The 26,422-nt window shown below is 49.6% G+C and carries 27 protein-coding genes; 22 read left to right on the top strand and 5 right to left on the bottom strand.

Annotation, left to right across the window (positions count from 1 at the left end):
* Nucleotides 1-74 precede the first annotated feature (74 nt).
* Nucleotides 75-608 (bottom strand): DNA starvation/stationary phase protection protein, encoded by a 534-nt coding sequence (locus QT397_14700; GenBank protein WNZ54142.1) that lies wholly within the window; start codon nucleotides 606-608, stop codon nucleotides 75-77.
* A gap of 973 nt (nucleotides 609-1,581) precedes the next feature.
* Here QT397_14700 and QT397_14705 point away from each other — a divergent pair.
* Both QT397_14705 and QT397_14710 read left to right on the top strand, forming a co-directional pair.
* Nucleotides 1,582-3,627: a S8 family peptidase gene (locus QT397_14705; GenBank protein WNZ54143.1), complete on the top strand. Its 2,046-nt coding sequence runs from the start codon at nucleotides 1,582-1,584 to the stop codon at nucleotides 3,625-3,627.
* Between the two features lie 587 nt (nucleotides 3,628-4,214).
* Entirely contained in the window at nucleotides 4,215-5,600 is a 1,386-nt protein-coding gene (locus QT397_14710) for a S8 family peptidase (protein ID WNZ54144.1), read from the top strand.
* A 100-nt stretch (nucleotides 5,601-5,700) separates the two neighbouring features.
* Here QT397_14710 and zigA read toward each other — a convergent pair whose 3' ends face one another.
* The 3 genes from zigA to QT397_14725 form a co-directional block, all read right to left on the bottom strand.
* Complete coding sequence (zigA, locus tag QT397_14715) at nucleotides 5,701-6,906, bottom strand: zinc metallochaperone GTPase ZigA (protein WNZ54145.1); 1,206 nt, start codon at nucleotides 6,904-6,906, stop codon at nucleotides 5,701-5,703.
* A gap of 127 nt (nucleotides 6,907-7,033) precedes the next feature.
* On the bottom strand, nucleotides 7,034-8,287 hold the full coding sequence (locus QT397_14720) for a site-specific integrase (protein ID WNZ54146.1): 1,254 nt from the start codon (nucleotides 8,285-8,287) through the stop codon (nucleotides 7,034-7,036).
* A gap of 121 nt (nucleotides 8,288-8,408) precedes the next feature.
* Nucleotides 8,409-8,783, bottom strand: a complete 375-nt coding sequence (locus tag QT397_14725; protein WNZ54147.1) for a hypothetical protein — start codon at nucleotides 8,781-8,783, stop codon at nucleotides 8,409-8,411.
* A gap of 195 nt (nucleotides 8,784-8,978) precedes the next feature.
* Between QT397_14725 and QT397_14730 the strand changes: the two genes are divergently transcribed.
* The 20 genes from QT397_14730 to QT397_14825 all read left to right on the top strand — a co-directional run bounded on the left by QT397_14730 (nucleotide 8,979) and on the right by QT397_14825 (nucleotide 19,669).
* Nucleotides 8,979-9,329 carry a hypothetical protein gene (locus QT397_14730; GenBank protein WNZ54148.1) on the top strand — a complete coding sequence of 117 codons (351 nt, stop codon included), beginning with the start codon at nucleotides 8,979-8,981 and terminating at the stop codon, nucleotides 9,327-9,329.
* Complete coding sequence (locus QT397_14735) at nucleotides 9,326-9,715, top strand: hypothetical protein (protein WNZ54149.1); 390 nt, start codon at nucleotides 9,326-9,328, stop codon at nucleotides 9,713-9,715. The genes QT397_14730 and QT397_14735 overlap by 4 nt, the downstream gene beginning before the upstream one ends.
* On the top strand, nucleotides 9,708-9,893 hold the full coding sequence (locus tag QT397_14740; protein WNZ54150.1) for a hypothetical protein: 186 nt from the start codon (nucleotides 9,708-9,710) through the stop codon (nucleotides 9,891-9,893). Before QT397_14735 ends, QT397_14740 begins: the two co-directional genes overlap by 8 nt.
* Nucleotides 9,886-10,098, top strand: coding sequence for a hypothetical protein (locus QT397_14745; GenBank protein WNZ54151.1), 213 nt, complete (start codon nucleotides 9,886-9,888; stop codon nucleotides 10,096-10,098). Before QT397_14740 ends, QT397_14745 begins: the two co-directional genes overlap by 8 nt.
* Nucleotides 10,091-10,306, top strand: a complete 216-nt coding sequence (locus QT397_14750; protein WNZ54152.1) for a hypothetical protein — start codon at nucleotides 10,091-10,093, stop codon at nucleotides 10,304-10,306. The genes QT397_14745 and QT397_14750 overlap by 8 nt, the downstream gene beginning before the upstream one ends.
* A 99-nt stretch (nucleotides 10,307-10,405) precedes the next feature.
* Entirely contained in the window at nucleotides 10,406-12,097 is a 1,692-nt protein-coding gene (locus tag QT397_14755) for a replication endonuclease (protein ID WNZ54153.1), read from the top strand.
* Nucleotides 12,098-12,235: 138 nt separating this feature from the next.
* The gene (locus QT397_14760) at nucleotides 12,236-12,586 is read left to right on the top strand and encodes a hypothetical protein (GenBank protein WNZ54154.1); all 351 of its coding nucleotides are present in this window, start codon (nucleotides 12,236-12,238) and stop codon (nucleotides 12,584-12,586) included.
* Nucleotides 12,587-12,731: 145 nt separating this feature from the next.
* The gene (locus QT397_14765; GenBank protein ID WNZ54155.1) at nucleotides 12,732-13,160 is read left to right on the top strand and encodes a hypothetical protein; all 429 of its coding nucleotides are present in this window, start codon (nucleotides 12,732-12,734) and stop codon (nucleotides 13,158-13,160) included.
* Complete coding sequence (locus QT397_14770; protein WNZ54156.1) at nucleotides 13,153-13,674, top strand: hypothetical protein; 522 nt, start codon at nucleotides 13,153-13,155, stop codon at nucleotides 13,672-13,674. Before QT397_14765 ends, QT397_14770 begins: the two co-directional genes overlap by 8 nt.
* Nucleotides 13,571-14,218: a hypothetical protein gene (locus QT397_14775; GenBank protein WNZ54157.1), complete on the top strand. Its 648-nt coding sequence runs from the start codon at nucleotides 13,571-13,573 to the stop codon at nucleotides 14,216-14,218. The genes QT397_14770 and QT397_14775 overlap by 104 nt, the downstream gene beginning before the upstream one ends.
* Nucleotides 14,219-14,333: 115 nt before the next feature.
* Nucleotides 14,334-14,504, top strand: coding sequence for a hypothetical protein (locus tag QT397_14780; GenBank protein ID WNZ54158.1), 171 nt, complete (start codon nucleotides 14,334-14,336; stop codon nucleotides 14,502-14,504).
* 2 nt (nucleotides 14,505-14,506) lie between these two features.
* A complete protein-coding gene (locus QT397_14785; protein WNZ54159.1) occupies nucleotides 14,507-15,337 on the top strand; it encodes a major capsid protein P2 in 831 nt (276 codons plus the stop codon).
* 11 nt (nucleotides 15,338-15,348) lie between these two features.
* Entirely contained in the window at nucleotides 15,349-15,651 is a 303-nt protein-coding gene (locus tag QT397_14790; protein ID WNZ54160.1) for a hypothetical protein, read from the top strand.
* A 198-nt stretch (nucleotides 15,652-15,849) separates the two neighbouring features.
* Nucleotides 15,850-16,284: a hypothetical protein gene (locus QT397_14795; protein WNZ54161.1), complete on the top strand. Its 435-nt coding sequence runs from the start codon at nucleotides 15,850-15,852 to the stop codon at nucleotides 16,282-16,284.
* Nucleotides 16,285-16,307: 23 nt separating this feature from the next.
* Nucleotides 16,308-16,820 carry a hypothetical protein gene (locus tag QT397_14800; GenBank protein ID WNZ54162.1) on the top strand — a complete coding sequence of 171 codons (513 nt, stop codon included), beginning with the start codon at nucleotides 16,308-16,310 and terminating at the stop codon, nucleotides 16,818-16,820.
* Complete coding sequence (locus QT397_14805) at nucleotides 16,817-18,352, top strand: hypothetical protein (GenBank protein WNZ54163.1); 1,536 nt, start codon at nucleotides 16,817-16,819, stop codon at nucleotides 18,350-18,352. The genes QT397_14800 and QT397_14805 overlap by 4 nt, the downstream gene beginning before the upstream one ends.
* Nucleotides 18,353-18,411: 59 nt before the next feature.
* Nucleotides 18,412-18,855 (top strand): hypothetical protein, encoded by a 444-nt coding sequence (locus tag QT397_14810; protein WNZ54164.1) that lies wholly within the window; start codon nucleotides 18,412-18,414, stop codon nucleotides 18,853-18,855.
* The gene (locus QT397_14815) at nucleotides 18,852-19,151 is read left to right on the top strand and encodes a hypothetical protein (GenBank protein ID WNZ54165.1); all 300 of its coding nucleotides are present in this window, start codon (nucleotides 18,852-18,854) and stop codon (nucleotides 19,149-19,151) included. The genes QT397_14810 and QT397_14815 overlap by 4 nt, the downstream gene beginning before the upstream one ends.
* 75 nt (nucleotides 19,152-19,226) lie before the next feature.
* Nucleotides 19,227-19,541, top strand: coding sequence for a hypothetical protein (locus QT397_14820; protein WNZ54166.1), 315 nt, complete (start codon nucleotides 19,227-19,229; stop codon nucleotides 19,539-19,541).
* Nucleotides 19,541-19,669 (top strand): hypothetical protein, encoded by a 129-nt coding sequence (locus tag QT397_14825; protein WNZ54167.1) that lies wholly within the window; start codon nucleotides 19,541-19,543, stop codon nucleotides 19,667-19,669. The genes QT397_14820 and QT397_14825 overlap by 1 nt, the downstream gene beginning before the upstream one ends.
* Nucleotides 19,670-20,250: 581 nt before the next feature.
* Here QT397_14825 and QT397_14830 read toward each other — a convergent pair.
* Nucleotides 20,251-26,049 (bottom strand): DUF4011 domain-containing protein, encoded by a 5,799-nt coding sequence (locus QT397_14830; protein ID WNZ54168.1) that lies wholly within the window; start codon nucleotides 26,047-26,049, stop codon nucleotides 20,251-20,253.
* Between the last annotated feature and the right edge of the window lie 373 nt (nucleotides 26,050-26,422).

Here is a 26,422-nt window from a genome sequence, read left to right on the forward strand (position 1 = left end):
AATGGGTGAGTTTGATCTGACAGGGTAATTCAAAAAGTAGCGCTGTCTGCCAGATCAAGCTTTAGCCAAAGGGCTCAGTGGTGTGTCAAACCAGAGGTGCGGCTAGCTTCAAACAAAAACCATGACCGCTTTTCTGCCTGATCAATATACTCTTCCAGCAAGCTTGCGGTAGCAATATCTCTATGCTCATCACAAAGTTCGTGGACTTTACGCATACTTGAGATCATTTCCCGGTTATCTTCGCCTAGCTCTAACAACATATCTTGCGGATCTACATACTCGGCATCATTGTCTGAAGATCGTTGTAGCTTGGCGATATGGCCAATGGAGCGAAGCGTAGTGCCTCCTAGTTTGCGCACGCGCTCCGCCAGGGCATCGGTCATCTCGAATACTTCATCGGCTTGATCATCGAAAAGCAAATGATAGTCCCTGAAGTGGGGGCCGCTAACATGCCAGTGAAAGTTCTTTGTCTTCATATATAGGCTGAAAGTATCTGCCAGCAGGGTATTAACGGCAATAGTAATACTGGCCCTCGCACTCTCACTTAAATCAGAAGGGGCGGCTAGCCTGGATTGTGTGCCTACCGCTTCTCCAGTTGCTTTTCTCATATCAAACCTCACAAGTTATGACAAAGGGACAGGTGTGGCAGTCGGTGTCTCCATGGCACTAGATTAGACACCTATATGGCGACTAGCCATTCACAAAGGGGAAGATATTTAAGGTCTTCACGAGGGGCTGCGCAACTTGGGGTATTTAAACATTGATAGCGAAGATAGGCTGGAAATAATTGTTTGTCGGCACTGCTTAAACCACCAAAAGTATGCCCTTGCCATTGAAGTTGCTACTGCTCTTAAAAAGAATGTCCTCTCTGAGCTCGATACTTCTCGGGGCAACAAAGAAGCCTATGCCTATAAAGCTATAGCCAGGTGTGATCGTTTAATTTCACTGGCGAAAGAACACCTGTAAAGACCAAGATATAGCAGCTATACAACTCGGAGAAATTAGATTTGCTGCTGATTTATCAAACGGTGAATGGTTAGCTCAAGTAAGTGGCTGATAACTAGTGTCGATTAAAGTAGTAGATTTTTTCTTTTCTTTCATGCTCGCAAGAGCGCCCATCCCTCATTGAATCAACTTACCAATAATCAAAAGTCATAGTTAAATAAAATATTTTTGATGTGATATAACATCGCCTTATACTTAAGAGATAAGGCCGTATTTTTTGTCATAAGTGATCTGTTAATCCTCTTTGGCTATGTCTCTCGTGAACCATTCCACACTTTTTTGCGGAAAAATATTTATTACCAAAGTTTTTTGTAGAGATTTAAAACTTGTCATCGCAGTCCACATGAGTTTCGAGATCTCCATTGAGGACAACAATTTCCAAGTCGTTATACATTTGTACCAAGTTGAAACAATGGTACTAATTTCGCTCAAGCTAACTAAATGATCCTAAATTCAGCAGTTTTTGGGCTTTCCCTTTATAGAATTTATTTAGCCAAAGCGGGGCGGTTTAGGAGTAACCGATATCGAATAATTTTTTGGTATTGGAATAAATATAACTTCGGAGAAACCACAATAATGAATTTATCTTTAAAATTTCTTTTACAAAAGACGGCTTTAGCAAGTGCATTCTCATTGCTATGCACTGCGCCTTTTGGTGCCTATGCGGAAGAAGCGGATAACACGCTGCTAACTGATCGCATCATCGTTAAGTACAAAGAAAGCGCTAAAGTTGGACGGGCCGCTACTATGGCTCAGGAAACTGTGGAAAAAGCTTCCCGTCGCGCTGGCCATAAAATGAACCATCTGCGCCGGATAGCTACTGGCGCTCAGGTAATGCGCCTGGAAGGTCGAAAAAATAGAGCCGAAGTAAATGCAATTATCGATCGCCTGAGGCAAGACCCGGATGTGGAGTACGCAGAACCAGATCTGATCTTGAAAGCAGTGGCTGTACCTAATGACCCAAGTTACCTCAATCAGTGGCACTACTATGAATCTACCGGTGGTTTGAACCTTCCATCAGCCTGGGATACCACTGCGGGTAATGGGGCTGTGGTCGCGGTACTCGATACTGGTTATCGACCCCATGCAGACCTGGCGGCCAACATTTTGCCGGGCTACGACATGATCGACGATACCTTCGTTTCCGTAGACGGCGATGGTCGCGATAGCGATGCCACCGATCCGGGTGATTGGTATAGCTCTGGTACTTGTGGGGATAGCTCCTCAAGCAACAGTAGCTGGCACGGTACCCATGTTGCCGGCACTATCGCTGGCGTTACCAACAATAACCTCGGTATCGCTGGAGTCGCCTACGAGGCAAAGATTGTTCCTGTCCGTGTGCTCGGCCGTTGCGGTGGCTATACGTCAGATATTGCTGACGGCATCATTTGGGGCGCTGGCGGTTCTGTCAGTGGCCTGCCAGCCAATGCGAATCCCGCCGACGTACTCAATCTCAGTCTTGGCGGCAGCGGAAGCTGTGGTACTACCACACAAAATGCCATCGATACTGCTCGCAGTCTCGGTGCGACGGTTGTTGTAGCTGCTGGTAATAGCAATGCTAATGCAAGCCAATTTACTCCTGCCAGTTGTGATGGGGTGATCTCAGTGGCTGCGACTAATCGCAGTGGCGGTCGTGCTTACTACTCTAACTACGGCAATGTAGTAGATGTTGCAGCACCGGGTGGAGCACAGAGCTTCGCCAATGACTCCGACGGCGTCCTCTCTACCTATAACAATGGTGCTACTGACCCAGGCAGTGATAGTTACTATTACATCCAGGGCACCAGTATGGCGGCGCCTCATGTGGCCGGTGCCGCAGCATTGCTCTACTCTGTAGACCCTACCTTGACCCCAGATGAAGTTGAATCAATCCTCACTAGTACCGCGCGGAGCTTCCCGGCTTCTTGCAGCAGCTGTGGCTCAGGTATTGTCGATGCAGCAGCGGCCGTAGCCTCGGCCAATGGCGGCGGCGGTGGTGGCGGTAACGACGGCGGTGAACTTGAAAATGGTGTTGCTGAGACTGGTATCGAGGGTAACAGTGGTGATGAAATTAACTTCACCCTAGAAGTGCCTAACAACGCTACAGACTTGTCTTTTGTAATGTCCGGTGGAAGCGGCGATGCTGATCTCTACGTTCGCCATGGCAGCGCCCCCACAACCAGTACCTATGACTGCCGCCCCTATACTTCAGGCAATAATGAAACTTGTGATATCGATAACGTACAGGGAGGAACCTATCACGTCATGGTACGTGGATATAGCTCCTTCTCTAACGTTAGCCTCGTAGGCAGCTACACCGCAGGTGGTGGCGGCGGTGGCGGTAGCGACAGTTGGGAAGAGACAAATCTCAGTGGTTCCCGCAACAGCTGGCAGCACTTCACTATCGACGTTGATAGCGGAGCTTCAACACTGAGCGCCGTAATGTCTGGTGGCAGTGGGGATGCAGACCTCTATGTTCGTTTTGGCCAAGAGCCCACCCGCACAGCGTACGATTGTCGTCCTTACGAGTGGGGTAATGATGAAAGCTGCAGCATCAGCAATCCAGACGCAGGTACCTGGTATATCAGTATCCGCGGTTACTCTGACTACTCTGGAGTTTCTTTGAGTGCTAGTACTGAGTAAATGGGCCAACTCCCACTCGACAGGTTCCTGTGGGGTGGGTTGATAGCTGTTCTACTCAAATAATGCCAGTCAGTTAAGCTGACTGGCATTTTCATTTAACACGTTGATCTCCGCAGAATCCTTTCCCAGTTATATTGCCGGCAATATCACCAATTCTGTGATGATCATTTCCACTGCTCGATTAAAGCTCGTTTTATCAGAGTGGATTAACTTCAAGCTCCAGCCTTTTCTTTAAAGTTGATAAATTTCGAAAAGTATTTTGCAGCCTTTCCGTGCACAGTGATTGGAAAGCCCTTAGTTATCTCTATATCGGTGCAAAGACAGATAAATAAGTTTGTTTAGGTGGAGGCTGTCACAAGAATAGAAAGAGGCCGGCAATCACCTAAGAAGGATACATCGGTTGCCACTACTATCCCTGTGGGCAAAATTGAAACACTGGTACTAATTTTGTCTCGATATCCAGCCATGACTTGCTCAGGCATATATCTTGCGTAAAGCCTAACGTGCCCTGTCACAACAGGGACAGTGGTACTAATGGTTAGGATGTTACACCCCGTCGGCTAAATCATCATGGAGAGATAACAATAATGAAGTCACTGTTGAAAAAATCCACTCTAGCAGGTGTGTTTTCACTTCTATGTACAGGCTCCTTCGCCACCCAAATGGATAACCTAAGTAGCTCCCCAACAACTGACCGGATCATTGTGAAATACAAGCAGGATTCCACGATCGGACGGTCAGCGAGCATGACTCAGGAAACTGTGGAGAAAGCCTCTCGCCGTGCGGGCCACAACTTGCGCCACTTGCGGCGCATGGCGACGGGTGCACAAGTCATGCACCTGGGGAGCCGAAAAAGCCAAGCCGAGATCAACCTGATAATCAACCGCCTAAAACAAGACCCCAATATTGAGTACGCTGAGCCCGACTTGATGATGCACCCTATGGCGGTCCCTAATGACCCCAGCTATTACGACCAGTGGCACTACTTTGAAGCTGATGGTGGACTGAATTTGCCCGCAGCCTGGGATATAACTCAGGGGGAGGGCGTGGTAGTAGCAGTTATTGATACCGGTTATCTCGCTCACACAGACCTCATGGACAACTTGCTGCCTGGTTACGACATGATTTCGGATTCCGATATCGCTGTAGATGGGGATGGCCGTGATAGTGATGCCAGTGATCCCGGGGATTGGTATACCGATAGTTACTGCGGAAACCCACTGTATCCTGAATTTGATAGCAGCTGGCATGGCACTCATGTGGCCGGCACCATTGCTGCCGTCACCAACAACAATATGGGTATCGCTGGGATAGCCCATAAAGCAAAAGTGCTCCCCGTTCGAGTACTCGGCCGCTGCGGCGGTTACACATCTGATATTGCTGATGGCATTGTCTGGAGCGCTGGCGGCTCGGTTAGTGGTGCACCAGCCAATGAAACTCCGGCTCAAGTGTTGAACTTGAGCCTGGGGGGCTTTGGCCTCTGTGGAAGCACAACTCAAAGTGCCATCAATACAGCCCGTAGCCTGGGCGCCACAGTTGTTGTTGCCGCAGGTAACTCTGGGCGGAATGCCTTCTGGTTTTCGCCGGCTAACTGTTCAGGAGTCATTACAGTATCCGCGACCAACCGCTCCGGAGGACTTGCTTACTACTCCAACTACGGCAATGTGGTCGATGTCGCTGCCCCCGGAGGTGAAACTAACTCGGTGGAATCCGATGGCGTTCTCTCTACATTAAACAGCGGCGCGCGAACTCCCGGTAGTGATAGCTTCGCTTACTACGCCGGCACCAGCATGGCCGCTCCACATGTTGCCGGTACAGCCGCACTTATATATTCAGTCAAGCCCGATGTTACACCAGATGAGGTTGAATCCATTCTCACCAGTACAGCCCGAAGTTTTACAGGCTCATGTCGGCGCTGTGGGTCAGGCATTGTTGATGCGGCGGCAGCCGTTGAGGCCGCTATAGAGAATTGAACTGTCGAAAGGCGCTAGCTTAATAAAAGACCGACATTTCGTCGGTCTTTTACACTTTCCCACTAAAGGATCTAGCCAAGTACAGGGGTGAGGTTAATATTCATCCTTGTTCCCATGCGGGAAATGGATCATTCAATGTCGCCCAGTATTCTTTGCCTCGTAGCACTTCGTCCTCGCTTAGCAGGCAGTCATCAAGCGCTTTTGTCATGCTGGTTTGATTCAAACTCTGGCCAATAAATACTAGTTCTTGCCGCATATCACCAAAGGGTTCTACCCATTGTTTTTCAATGGAGCTGCGATAATTTTCGTCTGTGGGCCAGTTTTCTTTGGGTATAGCTTTCCAGAACATCCCAGCGAAACCATAGTGGGCAATGCCTCCCGCTTGACTCCATTCGCCTGCAAACTCAGGGCGGGACGCCAGCCAAAAATACCCTTTGGAACGAATTAACTTGCCGTGCCTCTCAGTATTGTGCAGAAATTGATGAAATTTTTCTGGATGGAAGGGTCTACGTGCTTCGTAGCTAAAACTGCTAATGCCATACTCTTCCGTTTCAGGAATATGTTCACCTCGCATCTCTTTAAGCCAACCAGGTGCTTGCTGCGCGCGCTCGAAGTTAAATAAGCCGGTACTTAGAACCTCGTCAATATCGACTTGCCCTTGAGAGACCGGAACTATTTTTGCCTGCGTATTTAGAGTTCGCAGAATGGCCTCTAGGCGCTCAACATCAGAAGGGCCAGCTAAATCTGTTTTACTGATCAGAATGACATCTGCGAACTCGACCTGGTCGATCAGCAAATCAGTTACACTGCGTTCGTCGTCTTCACCTAATGATTCACCAGCATCCTGTAAAAATACGGCCTCGTCATAGTCCTTTAAAAAATTGACTGCATCGACCACCGTCACCATTGTGTCCAAACTGGCAACATCAGAGAGAGAAACACCATTTTCGTCGGCAAAAGTGAAGGTTTCTGCAACGGGTAAGGGTTCAGAAATCCCTGTTGATTCAATAACGAGATAATCAAACCGTCCTTCCTGCGCAAGCTTAGTGACTTCCTCCAGAAGGTCTTCCCGCAGAGTGCAGCAAATACAGCCATTACTCATTTCAACAAGCTTCTCCTCACTACGGTTAAGAGAAACTTCGCTCTGTACTTTCGTCGAATCAATATTGATTTCACTCATGTCATTGACGATTACAGCAACTTTTTTGCCTTCGCGATTGTTCAGTATGTGGCTAAGTACGGTAGTTTTACCGGCACCTAGAAAACCTGAAAGGACGGTGACTGGGAGTTTGTTTGTATGTGCCATTAGCCTCTCCGCACTCTGAGTATTCATCCATGTGTACTAGGTTAATCAGATGGTGTGCAATGATATATCGTATCTATTGCGGGTCAAGCTATTTCATTTATATGAGGGTAGGGGTAGGGCGGTAGTATTACCGCTCTTCCTTTACCCGCTTACTCCGCCCGCTCTCATGTCGCTCTCGCATATCGGAATCAATGTAGCGATCGGTCGTAGCCATACTTGCATGGCCCGCATCATCACGGACATGCTCGCGGGGGCGGTACTTCACATCTTCAGAAATACCCGTATGGCGGAGCCAGTGCACAGTGGCAGCCTTAAGATCTTCAGCATCTTCCCCTAAGCCTTCTTCAACCATCCGTTGGTGGGCAGCATCAAAGCAGTTTTGAACAATCAGGCGAACCTGTCGGGTACTGGTAACTGGTCCCTTGCCACGGGACTTGTGCACCAGAGGTGTCTGCTCGTTAATGCTGGGCAGAGCAGGGAGCTGCAAATAATTTCTGTAGCGCTTCAAGGCCTTCAACATTTGGTCGCAAACAGTGATCGCCCGGCCTTTGTTACCTTTGCCCGTAACGTGAAACCACCAGTTTCCGTCGCGATCTTTCTTGAAATCACCCATAACTGGTGCCGATCTTTCATCCGCAACCAACTCAGAGATTCGCAAATACATAGCGAATAGGGCGTTCATAATGAATAAAGTTCGCTCGTGATCAGTTGGTGATGTCTCGGCCATGATCTCAGCAGTCTCCAGGACATAATCCCACTGCAAGTTGCTGATTCGACGTACAACCTGGCTTTGTTGCTCACGTCGAACAAACTTACTTTTCTGGCGAATCAGTGCCACAGGATTGGCTGGAACCAGGCCTTCTTGATAGAGAAAATCGAAGAAAGACGACAATGCAGTAAAGATGCATTTGATCGCTGCCTGGGATGGCCGGAACTCCTTGGGGGAAGCCGTCTTGCCAGCACGAAACTCAACTTTGGACACACTGACTACGAATGGCCGCCAATCGGCATTCACAACGCGCTCGCCATTTTGTGTTTTGAATCTGGCAACATTCTTAGTTCCGATCCAGGCAATTGGCGGCTCAATGCAAAACTGCACAAACTCCTCAATGTGTTCGCGCTTCAGAGTCATTATTGAGACTTCTTCAATGCGCCACGCCCATTGCAGCAAACGCTCAAGTTCACGGCGGTAGCTGTTAAACGTTGCCTGGCTACCGTTGTAGCTGTAAAGAAACTTAAGCGTGAACTCCAGATCGGTATCAGCACCAGGAATCTGCTTGCTGAGATAACGGCTAGCTGAAAAGCTGGTGCAGCGGAATGGATTCTCAAGATTGTTCAGGTTGTCGATGATTGGTGCTGGTGGCCGGTTGGAAGCAGACATAGAAATATGGAGTTGTTGTTGGAATGCGGCAAATTATACGGAAAAACGGGCATTTATAAAATATCCGATATTCATTTGATATCGGATATTTCTCGGCAATTTTCCGTATAAAATCAACAACTTACGCCATTTTGGAGAGGGAGCTTGTGAGGCTTGTAACGGCGGGGTTGGTTAATAATTCACCGCTGGCCAAAATGGCTAGCGCAAAAACGCTTGCGAGCGCGCCAAAGTTCGTTGTGTGCTTGGCTGCGAGGCGTGCAAGGTCGTCGAATGAGGGTGTGTTGCGTGATTTCTCTGCGGCGAGGCTTAGGATGATAGATTCATCAGAAACCCCTAAAAATTTAGCTGCAATTAATCCCTGCTCAAAGGTTAGTTTGCCGCCGTGGTGGCGCATTTGATTGACACGATTCGGGTGTACGCCTAACTCCTGGGCCACTTTGTAGTAGCTACCAAGGCGCTCTTTCATCATGGCCAAAATATCGGTGGTACTCAGCATGATTGTCGCTCTCTCCTTAGATCGTTTTGTCATTATAGGTTTTATACAAGTCTGCAATTAGCCTCAGACGGCTTGTATAGGGTTTCTTCGCTTGTATACAGTGTCGTTGCTCGCTGTTGAGTAGCCCCGCCAAGGAGTAGCGGCGGGGCGTGTCGAACAGCGGGCCGACACAATACAGCAAGCAAAGGAACCGCTATGCAAACCAAGCAATCATTATCGCTGGAGTTGGTTAAATCAGAGCTGAATCGAATAGGGCAGCGCCCTGTTGCCGCCTACCTCAATGCTCTGAGTAATGGCATTGATCAGCGAATCGAAAATACTCAACACAGCGAATTTTCCAAAAAACACCCCTGTCCAACTTGTAAGGGCGCGGGCTGGCTTCTTCTCTCTGGCGATCTGTTCGCCTTTTCTCCTGACGATAAATTACTAAAGCCATTAAAGCGTGGCAGCGGTGGAAATATTGGCGCGAGCCTGCCAATTGATTGCCCACGTTGCCTGGGTACGCAAGTCGATGTTATGGCGATGACTAAGGGGGTGGCTGCATGAGCGCTGCCCGCAAAATCCAGTCTGTGGACCCGGCACAGGTCGCCCGCAAAACCGTTGCCGATATAGAAACTATGTTGGCGTCGGTGCGCTGGGGTAATCGCAAACATTTGAACGATCAGCAGAAAATGCAATTCCTGCTGAATTCACTAAGCGGCCTGGATGCGAATTTGCGTGAGATAGGCGAAAAAGCCGATGCGCTGCAAAAGCATTTTGCCCGTACTCGCCGTGATGTTGCCGCTGTGGATCACGGTATCCGTTCGCACATGGATGACCATTACCGCACGCAGTTCGTGGCAGCCTCTATCAATCTTCTACAAAACCATATCAAGAGCGCCCTGGAGGACCTGGGGGAAATCCGTAGTAATGCTGGGGGTTCCCATGAGTGAGTTAATGCTAGTTGAGGTGGTGCTTACTCCGGAAAGGCTGGAGCACTTACGCACCCTGTCTGCCATGCCTATGACCAGCCGCGACCGCGCGCTGATGGGTTTGCTCGCACTTCAGCAAATATTGCGGACCGCTAGACCGGTAGCAAACCTGACGGATGTAGGGGGTTCTCATGAGTGAAGAGCACCCAGAAGATTTGCTGGAAATAAACCACCTGATATCCCGCCGTCGCCTGGATCGGTTGAGGGAAGTGGTCAAGGCGGCAGCCGAAGGAAAGCCGATCTCGCGATACGCCGCAAAAAGCGCGTCCTATTGGATTGACTTCATTATCGAAGATACGAAGTTGTTGCGCCCGGGTAAAAAGCCGGAGGCATCCAATGGCTAGGTCTCTTCAAGCTCCAGAACTTGAAAGTGATGAAAGCACGATGTTGGTGCAGGTGCGTATGCCGCTCAGTCAGATATCCCGCTGTCAGCGAGTTATCGCATCTATGGCGGCGCGTCGACCAACAAGCCTGGGGGCGGTTATGGATGCCCTCTACTGGCTCGACCTCGCTCTGCGTTCAGCTGAAGGCGACTATCAACCCGAGAAGTAAACAGTTTATGGAGGAACACAGTGCGGGGACGAAGTAACAGGGGGTTGGGTTTTATTTTGGTCCTGCTTGTGTGCCTGCCGGGGATTGAGGCAGTAATCCGTGGAAAAGATCACAGCATTAGAACAGTTCAACAACCGTATGCCGCCAGAGATTTGGCGGTGGCGGGATTCAGTTATCAGTCAGCACAAGCCCGTAGTATCTGACCTCGTAGCAATGTATGCGCGGGATTGTCGCGAGCGCGGCTATGTGCAGGCCAATAAAAATTTGCGGGCAACTGGCGAGGCTTTGACCGCGCCGGTTTATTCACCATTAGCAATCAATCTTGACGCGACCGCAACCGCCACTATGGAGGACGAAGATATTCGGGCCTTAGCTGAGACGGCGGCAGAGTATTGCAGTCAGTTGCAGGGGGAGAGCGGCGGTGATCTGGATTCGCTGGGGGATGAAATTGAGGAGCATGTGCGCGCTCACGGTCTCGAGTGGCCCGTACCTGACGAACTCCCCCATAGCTGGACCCGGGAAAAGCTGGATGACGTAATAAACCGGGCAATTTTGCAGGCTTGTGATGCCCGCTGGTGGCGTCGTCAGCTGCGCAAGAAATTGGGCCGTCAGGTTGAGTCTGTACTACGCAATACCGGTAGGGTGCAAAAGCGATTGCAGCCCTATGTCAGCGATTGGGCTTATCAGCGTTGGCAGAAGTCACAGCACCGCAACCGCGATCTTTTAGAGAGTATGGAAGCGGTGAACGAGCTGGGCGAGTCCGTCAGTCTTGCTGAAGCTCAAGAGGGTAGCGTCTCCAATCCGGTAAACCGTCGCCATGAGCTGATGGTTCGCCTGCGCGGTTATGAGGATATTGCCAAGGAGTTAGGTTTGACCGGGCTTTTTCTTACTTTGACCGCGCCTAGTTCCTATCACGCACGCTTACATCACGGGCCTATCAATCCGAAATATAACGGCGCTTCACCGGATCAGGTGCAGCGCTATTTGTCCGGGGTTTGGCAAAAAATCCGTGCCCGCTGGAATAAGTTAGAAATCCGCGCGTTTGGTTTCCGTGTAGCGGAACCACACCACGACGGCACACCGCACTGGCACATGTTGCTGTTCTTCTCCCCGGAGGATGCGGAAACCGCGTGGGCAATATTCCGCGCTGAAGCACTGCGCGAGGATGGCGACGAGAAAGGGGCGGAAAAGCACCGTGCAGAGCGCGAGGTGATCGATCCGGAGCGCTCCGCGACTGGATACATCGCTAAGTACATTTCAAAAAACATTGACGCCGAAGGGGTGGACGTTGACGAAGAGGCAGAGCGCCCTGGCAGCGATGGTGCAGGAAGGGCGCGGGCCTGGGCCTCTCTCTGGGGTATCAGGCAGTTTCAGCAGATCGGCGCTGTCAGTGTGACCGTGTGGCGCGAACTGCGCCGCCGTCGCGAGCCCCTGGAGGAGTGGGAGCCGGAGGAGGTCGAAGCGATTCGCGCGGCCTGTGATGCGGGCGACTGGCGCACCTTTGTTGAGCTCATGGGCGGGCCAACAATGACTCGTGAAGGTATGGCCTTGCGTGCTTTCCACTTTGAGCAGGAACCACCTTCAATCAAAGGCAAAAAAGAGATACCGCTTAATCAATATGATCACGGTGTTTGCTCTCGTTACGGCGATGAGGTTAAGCGCCTGCTGGGCGTGGTGATGCGCAATACGGGCCGGGTAATTTCCACGCGTCAGCATGTTTGGAATATTCGCCACTGTGGTGGCCAAGTTCGCGAGTTGCCCGAGGGGGTAGCACGCATAGAGCCCGTTTAATGCCAGGGCTAACTATGGATCAAAAGTCGCTAGATGAGCGTATCGAAATTCAAGTTGCCGCCGCATTGCGGCGGGAGAAAGGACCGGCGAAGCCGGGCCGCTTGGAGTTCTGTCAATAACTGTAACCCTGGAGGAACCATGGGAAAAAATCGACAAAGGAAATTTATGCAAAGGCGAGCCCAAAGCGGGGCAGTTGATCCGCGCCCAATTCCGGAAAGGGTAGCGCCTGTGATACATCCGCGCGAGGAGGTGCCGCCAGCTCCAAAGCCTGAACCTGTGCCGGATTTTATCCAGCGGATGCAGCGGGAACTAGAAGACCTGAGCGGAAAAATCCTAAAGCTCGAGGAGTTTTTTGATTCTGAAGAATATGAATCAGTGGAAAGTGCTGAAAAGCAATTAATTGCTTTTCAATACGGCTCAATGCTGCAGTACCGCTCTGCACTTAGTCAGCGCTTAACCATTCACAAACAGAACCAAGAGGCTTCCTAATGGACCTGCGCGAGCTGGGCGCACTTGCGCGCGTGTGGGTCTGGTCTGGCGCAGTGTCCAGGGTACTGCTGGCGGCTGCGCCAGTAGTCGCCGTTGGTGCATTTGCGTTGGGCGGGGTATCGGTGACGGTTGAAGGGGGGATAGCGTGAGCGGAAAGCGACAACCACAAAACCCGGTAATTGGGAATTGGCAGTGTCCGGAAGGCGGCACCGCCGTTGTGCGTCAGGCCAGTAAGCGCGGCCGGCACTTTTACACCCAGTGCGCTTGCTGCGGGGTGAATATGGGAACCGGTGCCGCACGCCAGACAAAAATTTGGCGGGAAGCGGAGTTTCAAGCGGGGGCGGATGTGTTCAAGCCTTCCAATGTGAGCGATGAGGGGCAGGGCGAGGCGCTGCCCGCTGCCCGTGAAGCGCCGCAAAGCGAATCGCAAGGCGAACCAGCGGGCGAGCGCTGGCGCCCTGGTGAAGAGGAGGAGCAGGAGGAGCTGCAACCAAAGCCGGCGGCTAGCCGCGCGCCTTGGGTCGCACTGGGCGTTGGTGTAGTCGCTTTGGCTGTGGGGGTTCTCAATGGATGAATTAGAGCGCATGGCGAAGCAGGCGGAGTCTGACGAAAAGGTTCGTGATGCGGAAGCGGCGGAAAGTGAAGCGACGGAAGCGAGCCCGGAACCGGAAACACTGGTACCCATGGAGGCGGCAGAAAACCGCGCCCAGTCAATTCTGAAGATTGCCGAGGGCGCTTGCCAAATGTTCATAGACGAGCGGCTTGTACTGGAGCAAGAGGAAGAGGAGCGGGGTATCAGCTCCCTGGCTCCAGCAATCCAGAAATACGAACTAGCCGGCACGGGTACCGGCCGCATTCCCTATCAGGAGGAAGTCACGGCCGGCTTTTATATCGGCGGTTTGATTCGCCGGATTATTAAAGCCGTTAAGGCCTTGCGCCAGCACGACAGGGAAGAGGCCAAGAAACGCGAGGAGGCGTATCGAAGTGGCAAAGAACGAGAACACCAAACACCGCAACAATCACAGCCTTTACCTGGCGAAGAGTGGCTACGGCAAAACTCAGACGTTGCGCCGCCGATCAGGAATTGATGAGCGCGGACGGGTGATTCTGTGGGACCCAAACAAGGACCATGAAGCAGACGCGCGGTTTACAAAGTTGAGTGAGTTCTTCCGTGGGCTGGCTTCTGCAGAGCGATCCGGCAAGGCGTATCGAGTGGCCTATGTGGGCGACGCACACCCAAACTATTTTGAAAAGTGGGCACAGGCGGCGTGGTCGGTTCTGGACGGTAACCGCCTAACTTATTTGTTGGTGGAAGAGTACAGCAACTGCTGTCGCACTCCGGGGACGCTTGAAATCGAGCGGGACTATCATCACCGCATGCTTTGGACTCAGGCCCGCAAGTATGGAGGTGTGATTCATGCAACCAGCCAGCGGCCGCAGTTGATCACCAAGGATGCGCTCGGCAATGCTGGGCACATCTGGGCCGGGCGTATGGATAGTAGGGCCGCGCGGGCTGTTGCTGATGAGATAGATGTTCCTTGGCAAGAATTTAAATCCATGGATGTGGGCCAGTTTTACTACCGCGCTGAAGGTGGGGAGGCTGAAAAAATCCAAGTTTTCACGCCGATTTAAGCGAAAAGTGAAGCGGTGAAGCGAAAAGGTGAAGCGACCGGGCTTGATTGGTGAAGCAGAACCCATGTGACAAAACCCTCGCAAATTGTTCGAAGACAACCGAGGGACTGAGTCCATGCTTCCAAATTCCGTTGACCGCGCTGTCCGCGACAACGTCGACAAAAAAATAGTTATCTCGTCTGCGATTGGTGCGGCGCTTTTGGGCGTCGTCACTTTCGTGGCTGTAAAAACAGGTATTAAGCCCCTGGCCAAAGCTGCGAAAGTGGCGAAGAACGGGAGCAAGTAAGAATGCGCAATACATTCCGCCTTGCCCCTGCTGAGGGTGTTGCCGCTGGTGCAACGGCTACCATTCGTCTCCCTGGTCCGCGCTGTTACCACGGTGTAACGATTCAGACCAGTTTCCCCCGCTCTAAGATCAACGCGATTCGAATCGCCGCGAATAACCGCACAGTGCAGGAATACACTGGAGAAGCCATTGACGTATTTAATGCGTTTGATGGGCGACAGGAGGGCAATGATACCTTTTTGAGTATCCCCTTCGATCAAACTGGCTTGAAGTTGCGCGGCCATGAGGAGCAAACCGCATTTAATGTGGGCTCTATGGAGATTAAGAATGGCGCTGCAACGGGTGTGATTCTGGGGGATTTGGAGCTTCAGATTGATATTGATGCAACTGCGTCAACGCCGGTTATTCACAACGCCTGGGCGACTATTTCGCCAGTGAAAGAAGGTGGACCCGGCGCACTCCGCAGTATCTACCGCTTGCCCGGTGTCCAGGGTGTTACAGGCCGTTGGGATTATGACAAGTTACCCAAAGGTACCCGCGCCTCGCAGTTTCTGTCACGCCTGTTTATCAAGTCTTCCTATATCACGGAAATTGAGCTGGAGCGTGACACGCGCACAATCTGGGAGCGCACCAACGATCTCAATACTTGGCTCCAAAATGACGGGGAGCGATTCCCTCAAGGGGGTTGGTTCGTTATCGATTTCTCTGAAGAGGGCTATGGAGAAAATAAGCTGGATTGCCGCACTGCGCGCGATCTGCGTTTGAAAATCACTAGCTCAAACTCTGAAACAGTCGAGATGTTTGCCGAATACATTGGCGAGCTAGAAGTATAAGGGGGTGGGCTATGTCCGATTCTAGTAACCCTTTTGTTGACTTCACTAATGTTCTGATTGGTGGCGCGCTGCAGTGGAAACAGCTCGATCAGCCGCCACCACTGCCAGCGCAACCGGATAACGCCACAGCGGTTCCCACATATCCGACACAGCCAAATACTGCTTACGGTGGGCCGGGAATGACCGCCGTAAACACCACGGCTGTGAATTCGCCGTATCAGACAAGTTTCGCGGGCATGTCCTTTGATAACCGCTTTCTGCTGCTGTCGGGGCTGGCTGTGGGTACCGCAATTTTGTTAAAGGCGGTTAAGTAATGCTTGGCTCTCTCACAAGTCTAACGGGTGGCGGCGGCCTGGATATGAGCGGGGGCCTTCCTCTGCGAGCGGTGGCACGGCTTCCGGTGGTAGCAGTGGCAATAAGGTTTTCACCTTCAACAATGCCGGCGGCACTTCTGGGCTAACCAATCAGCAAATGCTGATTGGTGGTGCCTTAATCCTGGGGGCTATATACCTGTGGAAAAAGTAACTTTCACACCAGTGAAGTGGCCCAACCGAGAGGCGGTTAATCAGTTCGCCAAAACCCCCGGCGTTCTATGTCGTGAGGTTATTTGTGAGCTGGACTCCGGTGCTGCGAATCTATGGCTGGCCAAGTCACCGAACACTCTGGGCTGGATAGTGACGCGATTAGAGGGGCGGGAGCTAGTCGTCTGTGCGGCTGCAGGTGCAGGGATGGGGCCAGCGTTTAGAGAAATCAAAGCCGGGGGGTTAGGTGATCACTATGATTCGATCCGCTGCCATACCAGCAATTGGCGTGTAGAGGCTATTTGCCAGCGCGTCGGGTTGGAGTTCTCTGAAGTGATTTATCACGGGGGTGAATCGTGGGCGGTAAATCAAAATCTAAGAGCAGTCAGACAACCAACCAAAATGATACTACTTGGAACTTTGTAGAAGGTTCTGGCGATGGCGATCGCATGAACCTTGTGCTCGATGGTGGCTCCTCAATTGGCAATATTACGCAAACTGATCATGGGGCTATCGATGCTGCGGCGCGTATGGCTCGCGTTGCGTTTGATTCTGCTGCGGTGCTCAATCGGGGATCAACGGACTTAGGAATGACTGCGATTGAGGAGACAGTGGGTGCAGCCAATAATTTTGCTGCGCGTAGTCTTGATCTGGTTGATACAGGTTTTGACTATGCCCGTGATGTGAATCGCGATGCGGTGGACGCTGTTCTAGATGGTCAAGACAGTAGTCTTGATTTTGCATCTCAAACCATGTCGATGACTATCGCCGCAATGTCTAAGGATGCAGACGCCTCCCGCAAACAAACATCTGATCAGATTGAAAGAGCTTTTGCCCTGGCTAACCTGCACAGCCGCAGTGAGGGCGGGGAAGCTATGGATCAGTCCATAAAAGTATTGGGTTGGGGTGGTGCCGCCGTTGCCTCAATCGCAGTTTTAGCAATGTTTCGGGGTAAAAAATGATAAAGAACATGCAACCAATTCGCCGAGAGTTGCAGGCGGGAATTCCTGTGACGGTTGAAGTAGGAGGTGAATTTGTCTTTATCGATCAGGGCGATGATATAGAGATTCGCATTGATGGCATGATCATGCCGCGTCGCCGTGCGGGGGATGTAATGCGGGGCTCTAGTGCTTTTAGCCGAGTTACATTGACCAGTGATACCGACCAGACCGTTGATATAGTAGTAGGGTTTGGCGAGTACAATCGATTGATTGTATCTGGCGAGATGAACATCTCCGCATATGTTACGACAGGGCGAGGGGTGAGCTCCGTTTTGCCGATGGCAATTACCAAGACAGTAGGCCTGGAGTCAACTGATCAGTGGTTCGCTGCTGGAGGAAGCTATTTTAAGCATTCTATTGATGACGCAAATACTGAGTGCACACAAACCGGCGGTATATTCTATTGGGATGGCTCTTTTTACGCGATCTTTCCTGAAGGCTTGGCCCGGTATGAGGTGGGGGATTATTTGGTAGAGCCTACGTCTGCTCAAACTCAGCCAACTGAGTTTATTGCCTGGGCTGGTGGGGAAGAAATTCCACACACTACATTCTCAGAACACTCCGAAAATTCCAGATGTACAGGCGCAACGATTACAAAGTCCGGGGAAATCTATTTCCATATGAACGGGGCTTTGTGGTGGTCTCATATTGAAACGTTAGAACTGTTTAATATGTCAGGTGAGAACCTGACAAATCCGGTTCAGGTTCATGATGGCGTAACTGACTCAGATAACTACTGCACTATTGGTCTATCTGGCAACAGTTACTACTGGATTCAGTTGATATATGACGAAAACGACAATACTGACGGGTATTTCTATTTGGTTGGTGTTGATATTGATAGCCGTCACGTGACTACTACAAAGCTAGGTAATGGGGTCTTTACAATAAATTCTGGTGCGACCTTTAACTATGGTTTTGTTGAGGATTCGGGAGCGTTGATTGTATATGTTGATCAAGGTGCCGAACGGGAAGGGCTTTATGAATTCGATACAAGCGGAACCCTTATAGGCGAATGGTTTAATCACACCTTTATGGGGAACGAGATTAACTACCCATTTGGTGCAACTGAAGTTTATGGTGCTGCTCTAAGTCCAGACAAAAAGCTAGTTTGTTATGGCGAGTCGGGTGAGGTTGTTGTTGGGTTGTCAAAGTCAACATCTGTATATGCAACTTTGTATATTCAGGATGGTAGTGATACGGCAACCCGCGTTTACCATACGATTGATGATTGGCGCTCTATCTTTTCCCGCAATGGTGGAAAGATTATTTACGGCGGTGTAATTCAAGCGATGTTATCGGTAGTAAATGAGGGCGTTACAGATAATTACCTTGATTATATTACTAGCGTTGAATTCTATGATGGGCGCTTAACCAGAAAATACGATACCGGTACACAATCGTTCGCCCAGCGTGGTGTGACTGATGGCTTCCCGTATTTTCTGGAGTCCTCAGTCACAATCGAAATTCTCCCAGAATTTTTTGACCAATGAATAAGTTAATGCTTGCCGCGTTGGTGGGCGCGGTAGCAATAGGAGTAGGGGGGCGCTATATGACTAGACCGAAATTGAATCACTTTTCTGAAGGTGAGTTTGGGGTTTGGTATCCGCTAATGTCAGCGGATTTATTGCTGAAGCTGGACCGATACCGGGAGGCATGGGGCGGTCGAGTGGTGATCTCAAAGGCTGATGGTGGAATAGGGCGCAAGGATGAGACCCACAGCCAGCACAATGTTTTACGTTGGGGTGAAGTAAGGGCCGTTGATGTATTTCCACAGATTCAGGATGTTCACGGTAATTGGCAATATTTGAGCACCACTGAAGAGTTAGAGCGAGCCTATCAAGTCGCGCGGGATACAGGTTTTACCGGGATTGGACTCTATACCGATACCGAGCCGGGCTATATGGTGCATCTCGACAATCGGCCGGGTGATGATATTGCAACATGGTCTCGCATTGCTGGTGAATATCGCGGAATAAGTGAGGCCCTGGTGTGAGTGTAAGTTTCCGTATTGATGGCTTAATGATCCTAACGGGGGTCGCTGTTACTGCTGTGGGCGTTGCTTGGTTTAATCGTGGGCGATTGCTGGACAAGATTAACCCTACTAGTGACCAAAATATTGTGTACCAAGGAATGGGCGGTATTGGCGATGCCGTAGGCATACCGAATACCGACAGCCGTGGTGTGGCACTAGATGATTACATTTTCGCGGCGATAGATCAGATAAATCCATTCAATGACAGTGACGTTTACAGCGACTATGTAATTTGGGGTAAGGAGATAGCACCGTGAAGCAATTTTTGATTACGGTAGCGGCGGGCGTTACGGTGGCCGTGATTGTCCGGGCAATGAATGAGGGGCGCCAAAGTGTCAGCTAGTGTCGGCTTAACTGTTTTGGGGTTTATTAAAAGCTGGTGGGATTCCAAACAAGAAAGTCGAGTAGCTGAAAGTCAGGCGCGGGCATTGCGTATACAGCACGGAATACCTGGCTGGGCTGACGAGTATCTTATTGTGGTGTGGTCTTATCCATTTATTGCCCAGTTTATTCCTGGTCTGCGTGAAAGTGCAGCTCAAGGTTTAACAGCTGCGGCTTCATTACCTGATTGGTATATAGGCGGATTTATATCGATATCGTTTGCGGTATTTGGGATTAATAAATTATTTCAGTGGAAGAAAAAATAGTGGAATTTGATTTAGGTAGTTTCGTTTCTGCAGCGTTTGGAGCTGGTGCAGCCTGGGCAGGAATCAAAGCCGACTTGGCTGCTATGCGGCGCGATATTGACAGGCTAATGAGTAAAGTTTTCGACTGACTATCTCGGATCGGTGCGCGAATATTTTGCGGATAATGCTCAAAATTAGGTTTTTGCGCATTTTGTGAGAAAAAACACTATATATTTTTTTGTTCTTAAAACTGGCTAATATTTATACCAATTGTAGGAAATATGGCTCAAATGGCGCGTATATATAGGTTATTAGGCTCAGTTTGAAATTAGGATCTTGACAGGTCTGAAATTGGCACTAGGACGGATATTCTATTTATTCCGATATTCACAAATATCGGAAATAGCGGGAGCCCTGGTGGGGCCTAGGTTTGAACTTTTTTCTTGGCGGTTTTTTCCGATATCCATGTCTCCCCTTGGCCTGAGTATGAACGGTTTTTGTGTTCAGGTCGAATCTGGATGCAATCCAGCTCCCCGATAATCCCCTGTAGTACTCCCATAACCCTCTCCGTTTGTTTTGGTCCTGGTTAACCAGGTCGGTGTTTATGCTCGCGAGAAGCTGCCGGAGCGGCTGACTTTCGTTAGCGATGGACGTCAAACGGAGCCGGGTTATCTAGCAAGATTCCAGCTCCATTGCCTGAGTCATAAGAAAGCCTTATGAACGCGTTCAGCTAGTTCACAGTTAACTCTTCAGTAACCTCGTCAACCCATGCCTGAAACTGCTGTAGCGTCTTAGAGTGTCGGCGTTTCAATCGGAATTCATTGCATATGTATTCGACTGGATTCTCGGGCGATTTTTCAATGGCCAATCGAGCAAGTCCCAAGGCTTCAGGATGAGGTATTTCTGCCCAGTCCCTCTCCTCTTCCCAAGGTGCGAGCCCTCGCCATGGGATTTCATCGACGATGTCATTCGGGGATAGCCAAACTACAGGCTTATGAATGTTATCTCTTTTAATTCCTGCCCAGGGGGTGAGCAATTCAAATATGTGCTTGAGCTGTTTTTTACTTGTCCTTGATAGGCCATGCAGGTTGGCAATATCAAGTGCCAATTCATGAAGTGTAATACCATTTTTCTGGGATAGAATTGATTTTGCTATACCCACAAGTGTTTCCTTGTGGTCATCGTCGAAGTAGCGCAAATGGCTATATTCGTCGGATGATATCGTCTCTTCTACACGCTCAGCCTCTTCTGTCAAAATATCATCCACAGGTTCATTGTTAGCTGGGCTAATCTGCTCGTCGCCTGGGGCTGACCTTCTGTCCTCTTCTAGTATTTCATTTAACCTGCGATCAATTTTATCGATCGCCTCTTCTGGATCTTGAAAATAGTCTGTAGACCACAGTCTTACTAATCGCCACCCAAGGTTTTCGAGAATAGCGTGACGCACTCGATCACGATCTCTTGCTGAAGGAGATCCGTGATACGTTGCTCCATCACACTCAACGCCTGCCAAATAAACACCTGGATGGTCTGGATGTATTATTCCTAAATCAATTCTGAACTTACTAACTCCAATCTGAGTTTGAACCCTCCACCCCTTATCTCGTAGTGCCCAGGCTACAGATTGCTCAAAATCGCTATCGAATTGGTCTACCCCATAATCTGCGGTCGCTTGCTCTGCTAGAGCAATAGGCCCCTTCTCAGCAAATTCTAAATAGTGTTTTAGATGTTCAACTGCCAATGCCGACGTACGGCTAAGATCAATCATTGAAGAGTCAAAACTCGAGAATATCAGTACTTCACTGGTAGCCCTTGTGATCGCTACATTTAAACGGCGTTCGCCACCGGACTTATTCAATGGCCCAAAGTTCATACTCATCGTTCGGCCATGTGCTTCGGTAGGTCCGTAGCCCAGGCTGAGGATAATAATGTCACGTTCATCACCCTGCACAGACTCCAGGTTCTTAACAAAAACTCCATCATAAGTATCAGTAGACTGAAAATATGGTTCTATGTGGGGATGTTTTCTACGGGCATCATCCAGTAAATCTTCTACTGTTCGCTGTTGCTCGGTATTCAGAGTTACGACGCCGATAGTCTGGGAAGTGTTTGCAGGATTGGTCAAACGTCGAACAATTTCATCAACGACTGCTGCCGCTTCAATAGGATTGTTCCTTCCTTTACCTTTTGAATAAACGCCATTTACACGATGTAGTGTAACTGCAGACTGCTTGGTGTCGGACGATGGATATGTAACGAGCGAGTTCTCGTAATACTTACTGTTGGAGAAGGCAATAAGTGTTTCGTGCCGGCTTCTATAGTGTCCCTTCAGTCTCAAATGAGGCAGTCGTGCGGCTAGAGCCTGATCCAGAATAGATTCAAGGTCTTCTTCATCTGGATCATCTACATTCACTGCCCCACTAAAGAAGCTGGTCGGCGGCATCTGTTTAGGGTCACCGACCACAATCACATTTTTCCCTCGGGCAATTGCCCCTACTGAATCCCACGTAGTCATCTGCGATGCTTCATCAAAAACGACCAAATCAAAACCGTTAAAATCTGAGGGTAAAAATTGGGCAACTGACAATGGTGACATCATCATACAGGGGCATAGGTCCAGTAATCGCCCGCCCATTTCATTGAATAATGAGCGTACTGGCTTATGGCGTGTTTTTTTCTGCAGCTCCCTGGCCAATAGCCCAAATTCTTTAGGGCTACTTTTGGCGAATGGATCCGGAATCGCCTTTGCTGCGATCGCTGCCACATAGTCACTGGTTGTGATGGAAACTTCTTCGTCAAGCTTTCGGAAGTCATCAATCAATTGCTCATGTGTAGAGGCCTTAAACTGCCGCAACTCTTCACTCTGATCGATCAGCTGTGGCGCCAACCAGCGACAGAATGCCGTGAGAGCTTGATCTTCAGCATCGTCCGACAGAATAGTTCTGGCTTCTAGATCTTTGGTGAGATTATCGAGCTTGTAACGTGACAGTTCTTCTTTCGCAGAAAGCCATTCACTCCACGCCTTGAATTTGACTGCTCCAGTGAGCAGCTGCTCAATAGCTGGTGTTACCTCTTCTAACGTGGCGTTTTCATCAAACGAAAGCTCTAGTTTTTCAGCTTCTTCAGCTATTGCCTTGTAGGTTGACCAGTACTGTTTAAACTCATGTTTCTGTTTTAAAATTTTAGAGCTTTCGAGAAAATCACGTCCATCAACTAGCCTTGACTTAATCGCAGTAAGCAAGACGGCAGGATCGTCGGTTAGCGCTACTGCGTCGACCAGAGCGTGATACGCTGATTTTCCTATTGATGCTGACTGTTGAAGACTTTCAGAGCTGGTCTCCCAGCCATGCCAGATGTTGTCAGATTCGAACTGGCCTTTAAGGGAGTTTATGTCCTCTTGAAGTGCAGCAGCTTTTCCCAGATCAGGAAGGACGTCAAGGTCGCTGAATTTCGAGTATCCGAGCTTTTTCACTGCCCCGTTTATCTTGAATTTGACCAAGACCCGCTTAAACCAACTCTCTTTGGCTTCCTCGTACATTTCCACCCATTCGGATACAGGGCTTTTAGCTAGCATTTCTGCTGTAACCTTATACTCTATAGTATCGAGGGCTTTATCAAATGAGGCTTTAGCTCTGCTTAATTCTTCTAGATCGTCTAACGATTCTTTCACGCCTCGTTTAACGATATAGCCGAGGGAGTTTGATTCGGCTAGCTCAACGAGGTTTGCTAGCTGATTGGTACGAACAAGATTGTGCGGTGTGTTTTCCGGCAGTTTAAGGTTGAAGCTGGATACAAGAGTCGCTGCAGAACGGTAGACTTCGTTGAGCGACGTTTGATATCGGTTTAAACAGTCCAAAACCTGGTTTTGCCACGCGTTAGACCAGCTTTTTGCGCGGATTATACGAAACGGTGTAGGATCCAAGCGGGATATATCGTTATACGCCAATGCAGACTCTTTAACTGCAGCCAGCATATCATCTAGCTTTTCTTGGCTGTTAACTGGTGCGCTGTCGAATCCAAGGGGCCAATTAATACTTAGTGAATGTTTGTCTTTGTAACGCACATCTCTAGCAATCGCATCACGAGCGGAGATGCCATATATCGATTTTTTGTGAAGTACCTTTACAAAACCATTGAGTTTATCTCGTTTCTCTTTGAGTGCTCGAACGGAATCAACCCATCCGGCGCTCTGCGACTCGTCGCGTTTATCGGTAGCCATCCTCAGCTGTTCCAACACGGCTTTTTTATTGGCTTTATTACTGTGTAGCTCGAGGCACAAATGGTCGAGTCCAACCTTTTCCATGCGCCGATAAACAACGTTTAGGGCCGCCATTTTCTCAGCGACAAATAGTACCTTTCTACCGAGTGCAAGATTGTGGCAAATGATATTTGCAATGGTTTCCGATTTGCCTGTGCCAGGAGGGCCTTCAAGCACGAAATCTTGGGGTCTACCAGAGGCCTCTACCGCAACTAATTGGGAGCTGTCGCAGTTGAGGGGTGTGAATACCTTTTCGGGATCGACCTTCTCATCAACTTCATCCCTTAGAACGAAGCTGGCGTCCTGAACATATGCATCCTGGGGATGGTCAACGAGGTGTTTAACAAAAGGGTTATCTTTCAAGTCGTCGAGGCGATCTTTCAGATCCATCCACATTAGATATTTCGCAAAGGAAAACGACGCTAGCACCAACTCTTCGACAACTTCAAACCCAGGTTGTTCAGCAATCGCTGCACGTACTGTGTTCCAGACAAGAGCCACATCTACACCGGACTCATCTTCAGGCATAGATTCTCTGAACTGATTCAGGTCTATATTGTGCTCAGTGTTCAGAAACTCAATGAGCGTCATATTAAAGATCGGGCTTTCATCAGGTAACTGACGAACTTTGACGGGTGCTCTCGCACTGCTACGTGTAAGTTCTGCCGGGATCAGGATTAAGGGGGCTCGGTATGAACGATCATCCTCCGGATTCTCCTTCCAGCGCAGCATGCCCAAAGCCAGATATAGCGTGTTAGACCCGCCCTCCTCTAGATCATTCTTAGCCTTCCGAAGAAGATTGACTGCATTTTGCTCGAGTTTCTTCCTGGACATGTTGGCAAGGAGAACATGCTTGTTGAGCTGCTCTAAAGCGTATTCCCGATGAATATCGGACCCAGCCTGTAGACGAAAGGTCTCTCCACTGCGTTCCCTGTCATTGAGAGGACTTTCTTCTGAAGATAGGAATTTGAACGACGCGCCGTCAGCGAGACTATCCTCCATTGCACCGATATCAGGACAGTAGAGCTTTATTGCCACAGCGCGGTCTTTTAATGACAACAATGAATTGCGTTTTGTTAGATCAAGCAGCTTCCTTTGCCAAGTATCAATACGTGTATCTGGTGTTTCATCGATAACTTGTTCATCCGCTCTGACCGGAGGAAGCGGCGGAATAATCGGTAAGCTTAGCGCTGTATCTGAGTCGGAAGGCTTTTCCTCCAGCTGTTCTTCAATGGTGGAAATTGGCTTAATCTTTCTCGCACGGGCCTGTTTGATATCAATCAAATAGACGAAGTCGACCTCTTTGTCCTCGCTAACTAGGTTCCGTGCGTGCTCCTTAGACTGCTCAAAGGTCACAGGCGAATCATTAGTGACAAGCGTGCTTTCAAAAAGTACTAAATCGCGTGCATCAATACGTTTACGTAGATCCATGGGATCATCATTGGTTAAAACAGGAAAATGCTCATCGATCAGCCAGACACCAACGAATGCGTGATTTTTCGTTATCGCTACTACCGGATTTAGGCCCATCGCTTCTAGGCAGCTGGCAAAAAGCAGCGATGTGTCAAGGCAGGCCGCAATTTTAGAGGCGCTGATGTCAGCGGCTAGCCGTATACGTTGTCCGTGCCTGGCAAAACCCTGCGGTGGTGTAACGTAGGCAATTCGTTGAGCGAATATAACGTTCCATAATGCGGCGGCCATCATGTAGGGCTTTTCACGAGTATTAGATTGGTAGCCATCGATGCTTCTTCCGTGGCCACCGTTTTCCAGCATTTCCGCCACTTGCCGTAATAAAGATTCAACATACAGCCCGTTGGGTTTCACGAAGGCAGCCAACAGGTCTGGCTGTCTACTCTCCCCGCCCCAAAAGTTAGCGGGAAGGACCTCAATGATAAATCTAGAAGTCGTTAAGGCCTCATCAGTGTTGTCTCGTAAATTGACTGAAAGTGAAACGGAAACCTTCATTTCTTCTGTTAAATTAAACAACAAGTCATGCGGCACGTTGAGCGGGCGTTTTTGAAGCGAGATCGCTTGTCCTGGACGAATTTCATCGATAGACCATTCTTCTGGAGCGAAGATTTCGGGATCCGAACGTAGCGTGACAACCAAGTTCTTTAATAGTGCGACTGGTGCATTGTCCACTGGCTCTTCGGGCGCGGTTGGCGCGTACAAGCTAATTGACCTGAATATTGGATACGCATTTTGTTGTGCGGCCAATGAGAAGGTGGATAATTGATCTATCTTTAACTGAACGGCGGGCTCAGATGCCATTGGTTCATCCGTATTCGTAGAATTCATGTCAGAACTTTTCTTTCAGAATATTTTGCTAATAACTTATTGTTATACCGCAACCGCGGTTCGATCAAATACTGCCGCAGTGGCAGTTCATTTAATGAGCCATATCAATGCAAGCCGCATGGAGGTCGCTACTACCAGGGCTTTTCGGTCCTACTACCTGATTGACCGCTGTGTAATCCCATTCAATGAGTACGAACTGAATCGGAAAGGCTAACACTGGCGCTTCCGCGGGGTGAAAGAGTTGGTTGGATTGAGGGGTTGAAAAACCGCTTTTGCTGTGCCGTTTGTGTATCATTTCGCCTTGGTCCGTGGTGGAGTCCAAGCGACATTATGCGCCTCTAGTTTG

Origin of the sequence: Microbulbifer sp. MKSA007 (assembly GCA_032615215.1) — a bacterium.
Lineage (GTDB): Bacteria > Pseudomonadota > Gammaproteobacteria > Pseudomonadales > Cellvibrionaceae > Microbulbifer.

What these genes read in the sequence shown, in the direction of transcription:
- QT397_14700 (WNZ54142.1), bottom strand. Translation starts at nt 608, where the DNA reads ATGAGAAAAGCAACTGGAGAAGCGGTAGGCACACAATCCAGGCTAGCC.
- QT397_14705 (WNZ54143.1), top strand. Translation starts at nt 1,582, where the DNA reads ATGAATTTATCTTTAAAATTTCTTTTACAAAAGACGGCTTTAGCAAGT.
- QT397_14710 (WNZ54144.1), top strand. Translation starts at nt 4,215, where the DNA reads ATGAAGTCACTGTTGAAAAAATCCACTCTAGCAGGTGTGTTTTCACTT.
- zigA (WNZ54145.1), bottom strand. Translation starts at nt 6,906, where the DNA reads ATGGCACATACAAACAAACTCCCAGTCACCGTCCTTTCAGGTTTTCTA.
- QT397_14720 (WNZ54146.1), bottom strand. Translation starts at nt 8,287, where the DNA reads ATGTCTGCTTCCAACCGGCCACCAGCACCAATCATCGACAACCTGAAC.
- QT397_14725 (WNZ54147.1), bottom strand. Translation starts at nt 8,783, where the DNA reads ATGCTGAGTACCACCGATATTTTGGCCATGATGAAAGAGCGCCTTGGT.
- QT397_14730 (WNZ54148.1), top strand. Translation starts at nt 8,979, where the DNA reads ATGCAAACCAAGCAATCATTATCGCTGGAGTTGGTTAAATCAGAGCTG.
- QT397_14735 (WNZ54149.1), top strand. Translation starts at nt 9,326, where the DNA reads ATGAGCGCTGCCCGCAAAATCCAGTCTGTGGACCCGGCACAGGTCGCC.
- QT397_14740 (WNZ54150.1), top strand. Translation starts at nt 9,708, where the DNA reads ATGAGTGAGTTAATGCTAGTTGAGGTGGTGCTTACTCCGGAAAGGCTG.
- QT397_14745 (WNZ54151.1), top strand. Translation starts at nt 9,886, where the DNA reads ATGAGTGAAGAGCACCCAGAAGATTTGCTGGAAATAAACCACCTGATA.
- QT397_14750 (WNZ54152.1), top strand. Translation starts at nt 10,091, where the DNA reads ATGGCTAGGTCTCTTCAAGCTCCAGAACTTGAAAGTGATGAAAGCACG.
- QT397_14760 (WNZ54154.1), top strand. Translation starts at nt 12,236, where the DNA reads ATGGGAAAAAATCGACAAAGGAAATTTATGCAAAGGCGAGCCCAAAGC.
- QT397_14770 (WNZ54156.1), top strand. Translation starts at nt 13,153, where the DNA reads ATGGATGAATTAGAGCGCATGGCGAAGCAGGCGGAGTCTGACGAAAAG.
- QT397_14780 (WNZ54158.1), top strand. Translation starts at nt 14,334, where the DNA reads ATGCTTCCAAATTCCGTTGACCGCGCTGTCCGCGACAACGTCGACAAA.
- QT397_14785 (WNZ54159.1), top strand. Translation starts at nt 14,507, where the DNA reads ATGCGCAATACATTCCGCCTTGCCCCTGCTGAGGGTGTTGCCGCTGGT.
- QT397_14790 (WNZ54160.1), top strand. Translation starts at nt 15,349, where the DNA reads ATGTCCGATTCTAGTAACCCTTTTGTTGACTTCACTAATGTTCTGATT.
- QT397_14800 (WNZ54162.1), top strand. Translation starts at nt 16,308, where the DNA reads ATGAACCTTGTGCTCGATGGTGGCTCCTCAATTGGCAATATTACGCAA.
- QT397_14805 (WNZ54163.1), top strand. Translation starts at nt 16,817, where the DNA reads ATGATAAAGAACATGCAACCAATTCGCCGAGAGTTGCAGGCGGGAATT.
- QT397_14810 (WNZ54164.1), top strand. Translation starts at nt 18,412, where the DNA reads ATGACTAGACCGAAATTGAATCACTTTTCTGAAGGTGAGTTTGGGGTT.
- QT397_14830 (WNZ54168.1), bottom strand. Translation starts at nt 26,049, where the DNA reads ATGGCATCTGAGCCCGCCGTTCAGTTAAAGATAGATCAATTATCCACC.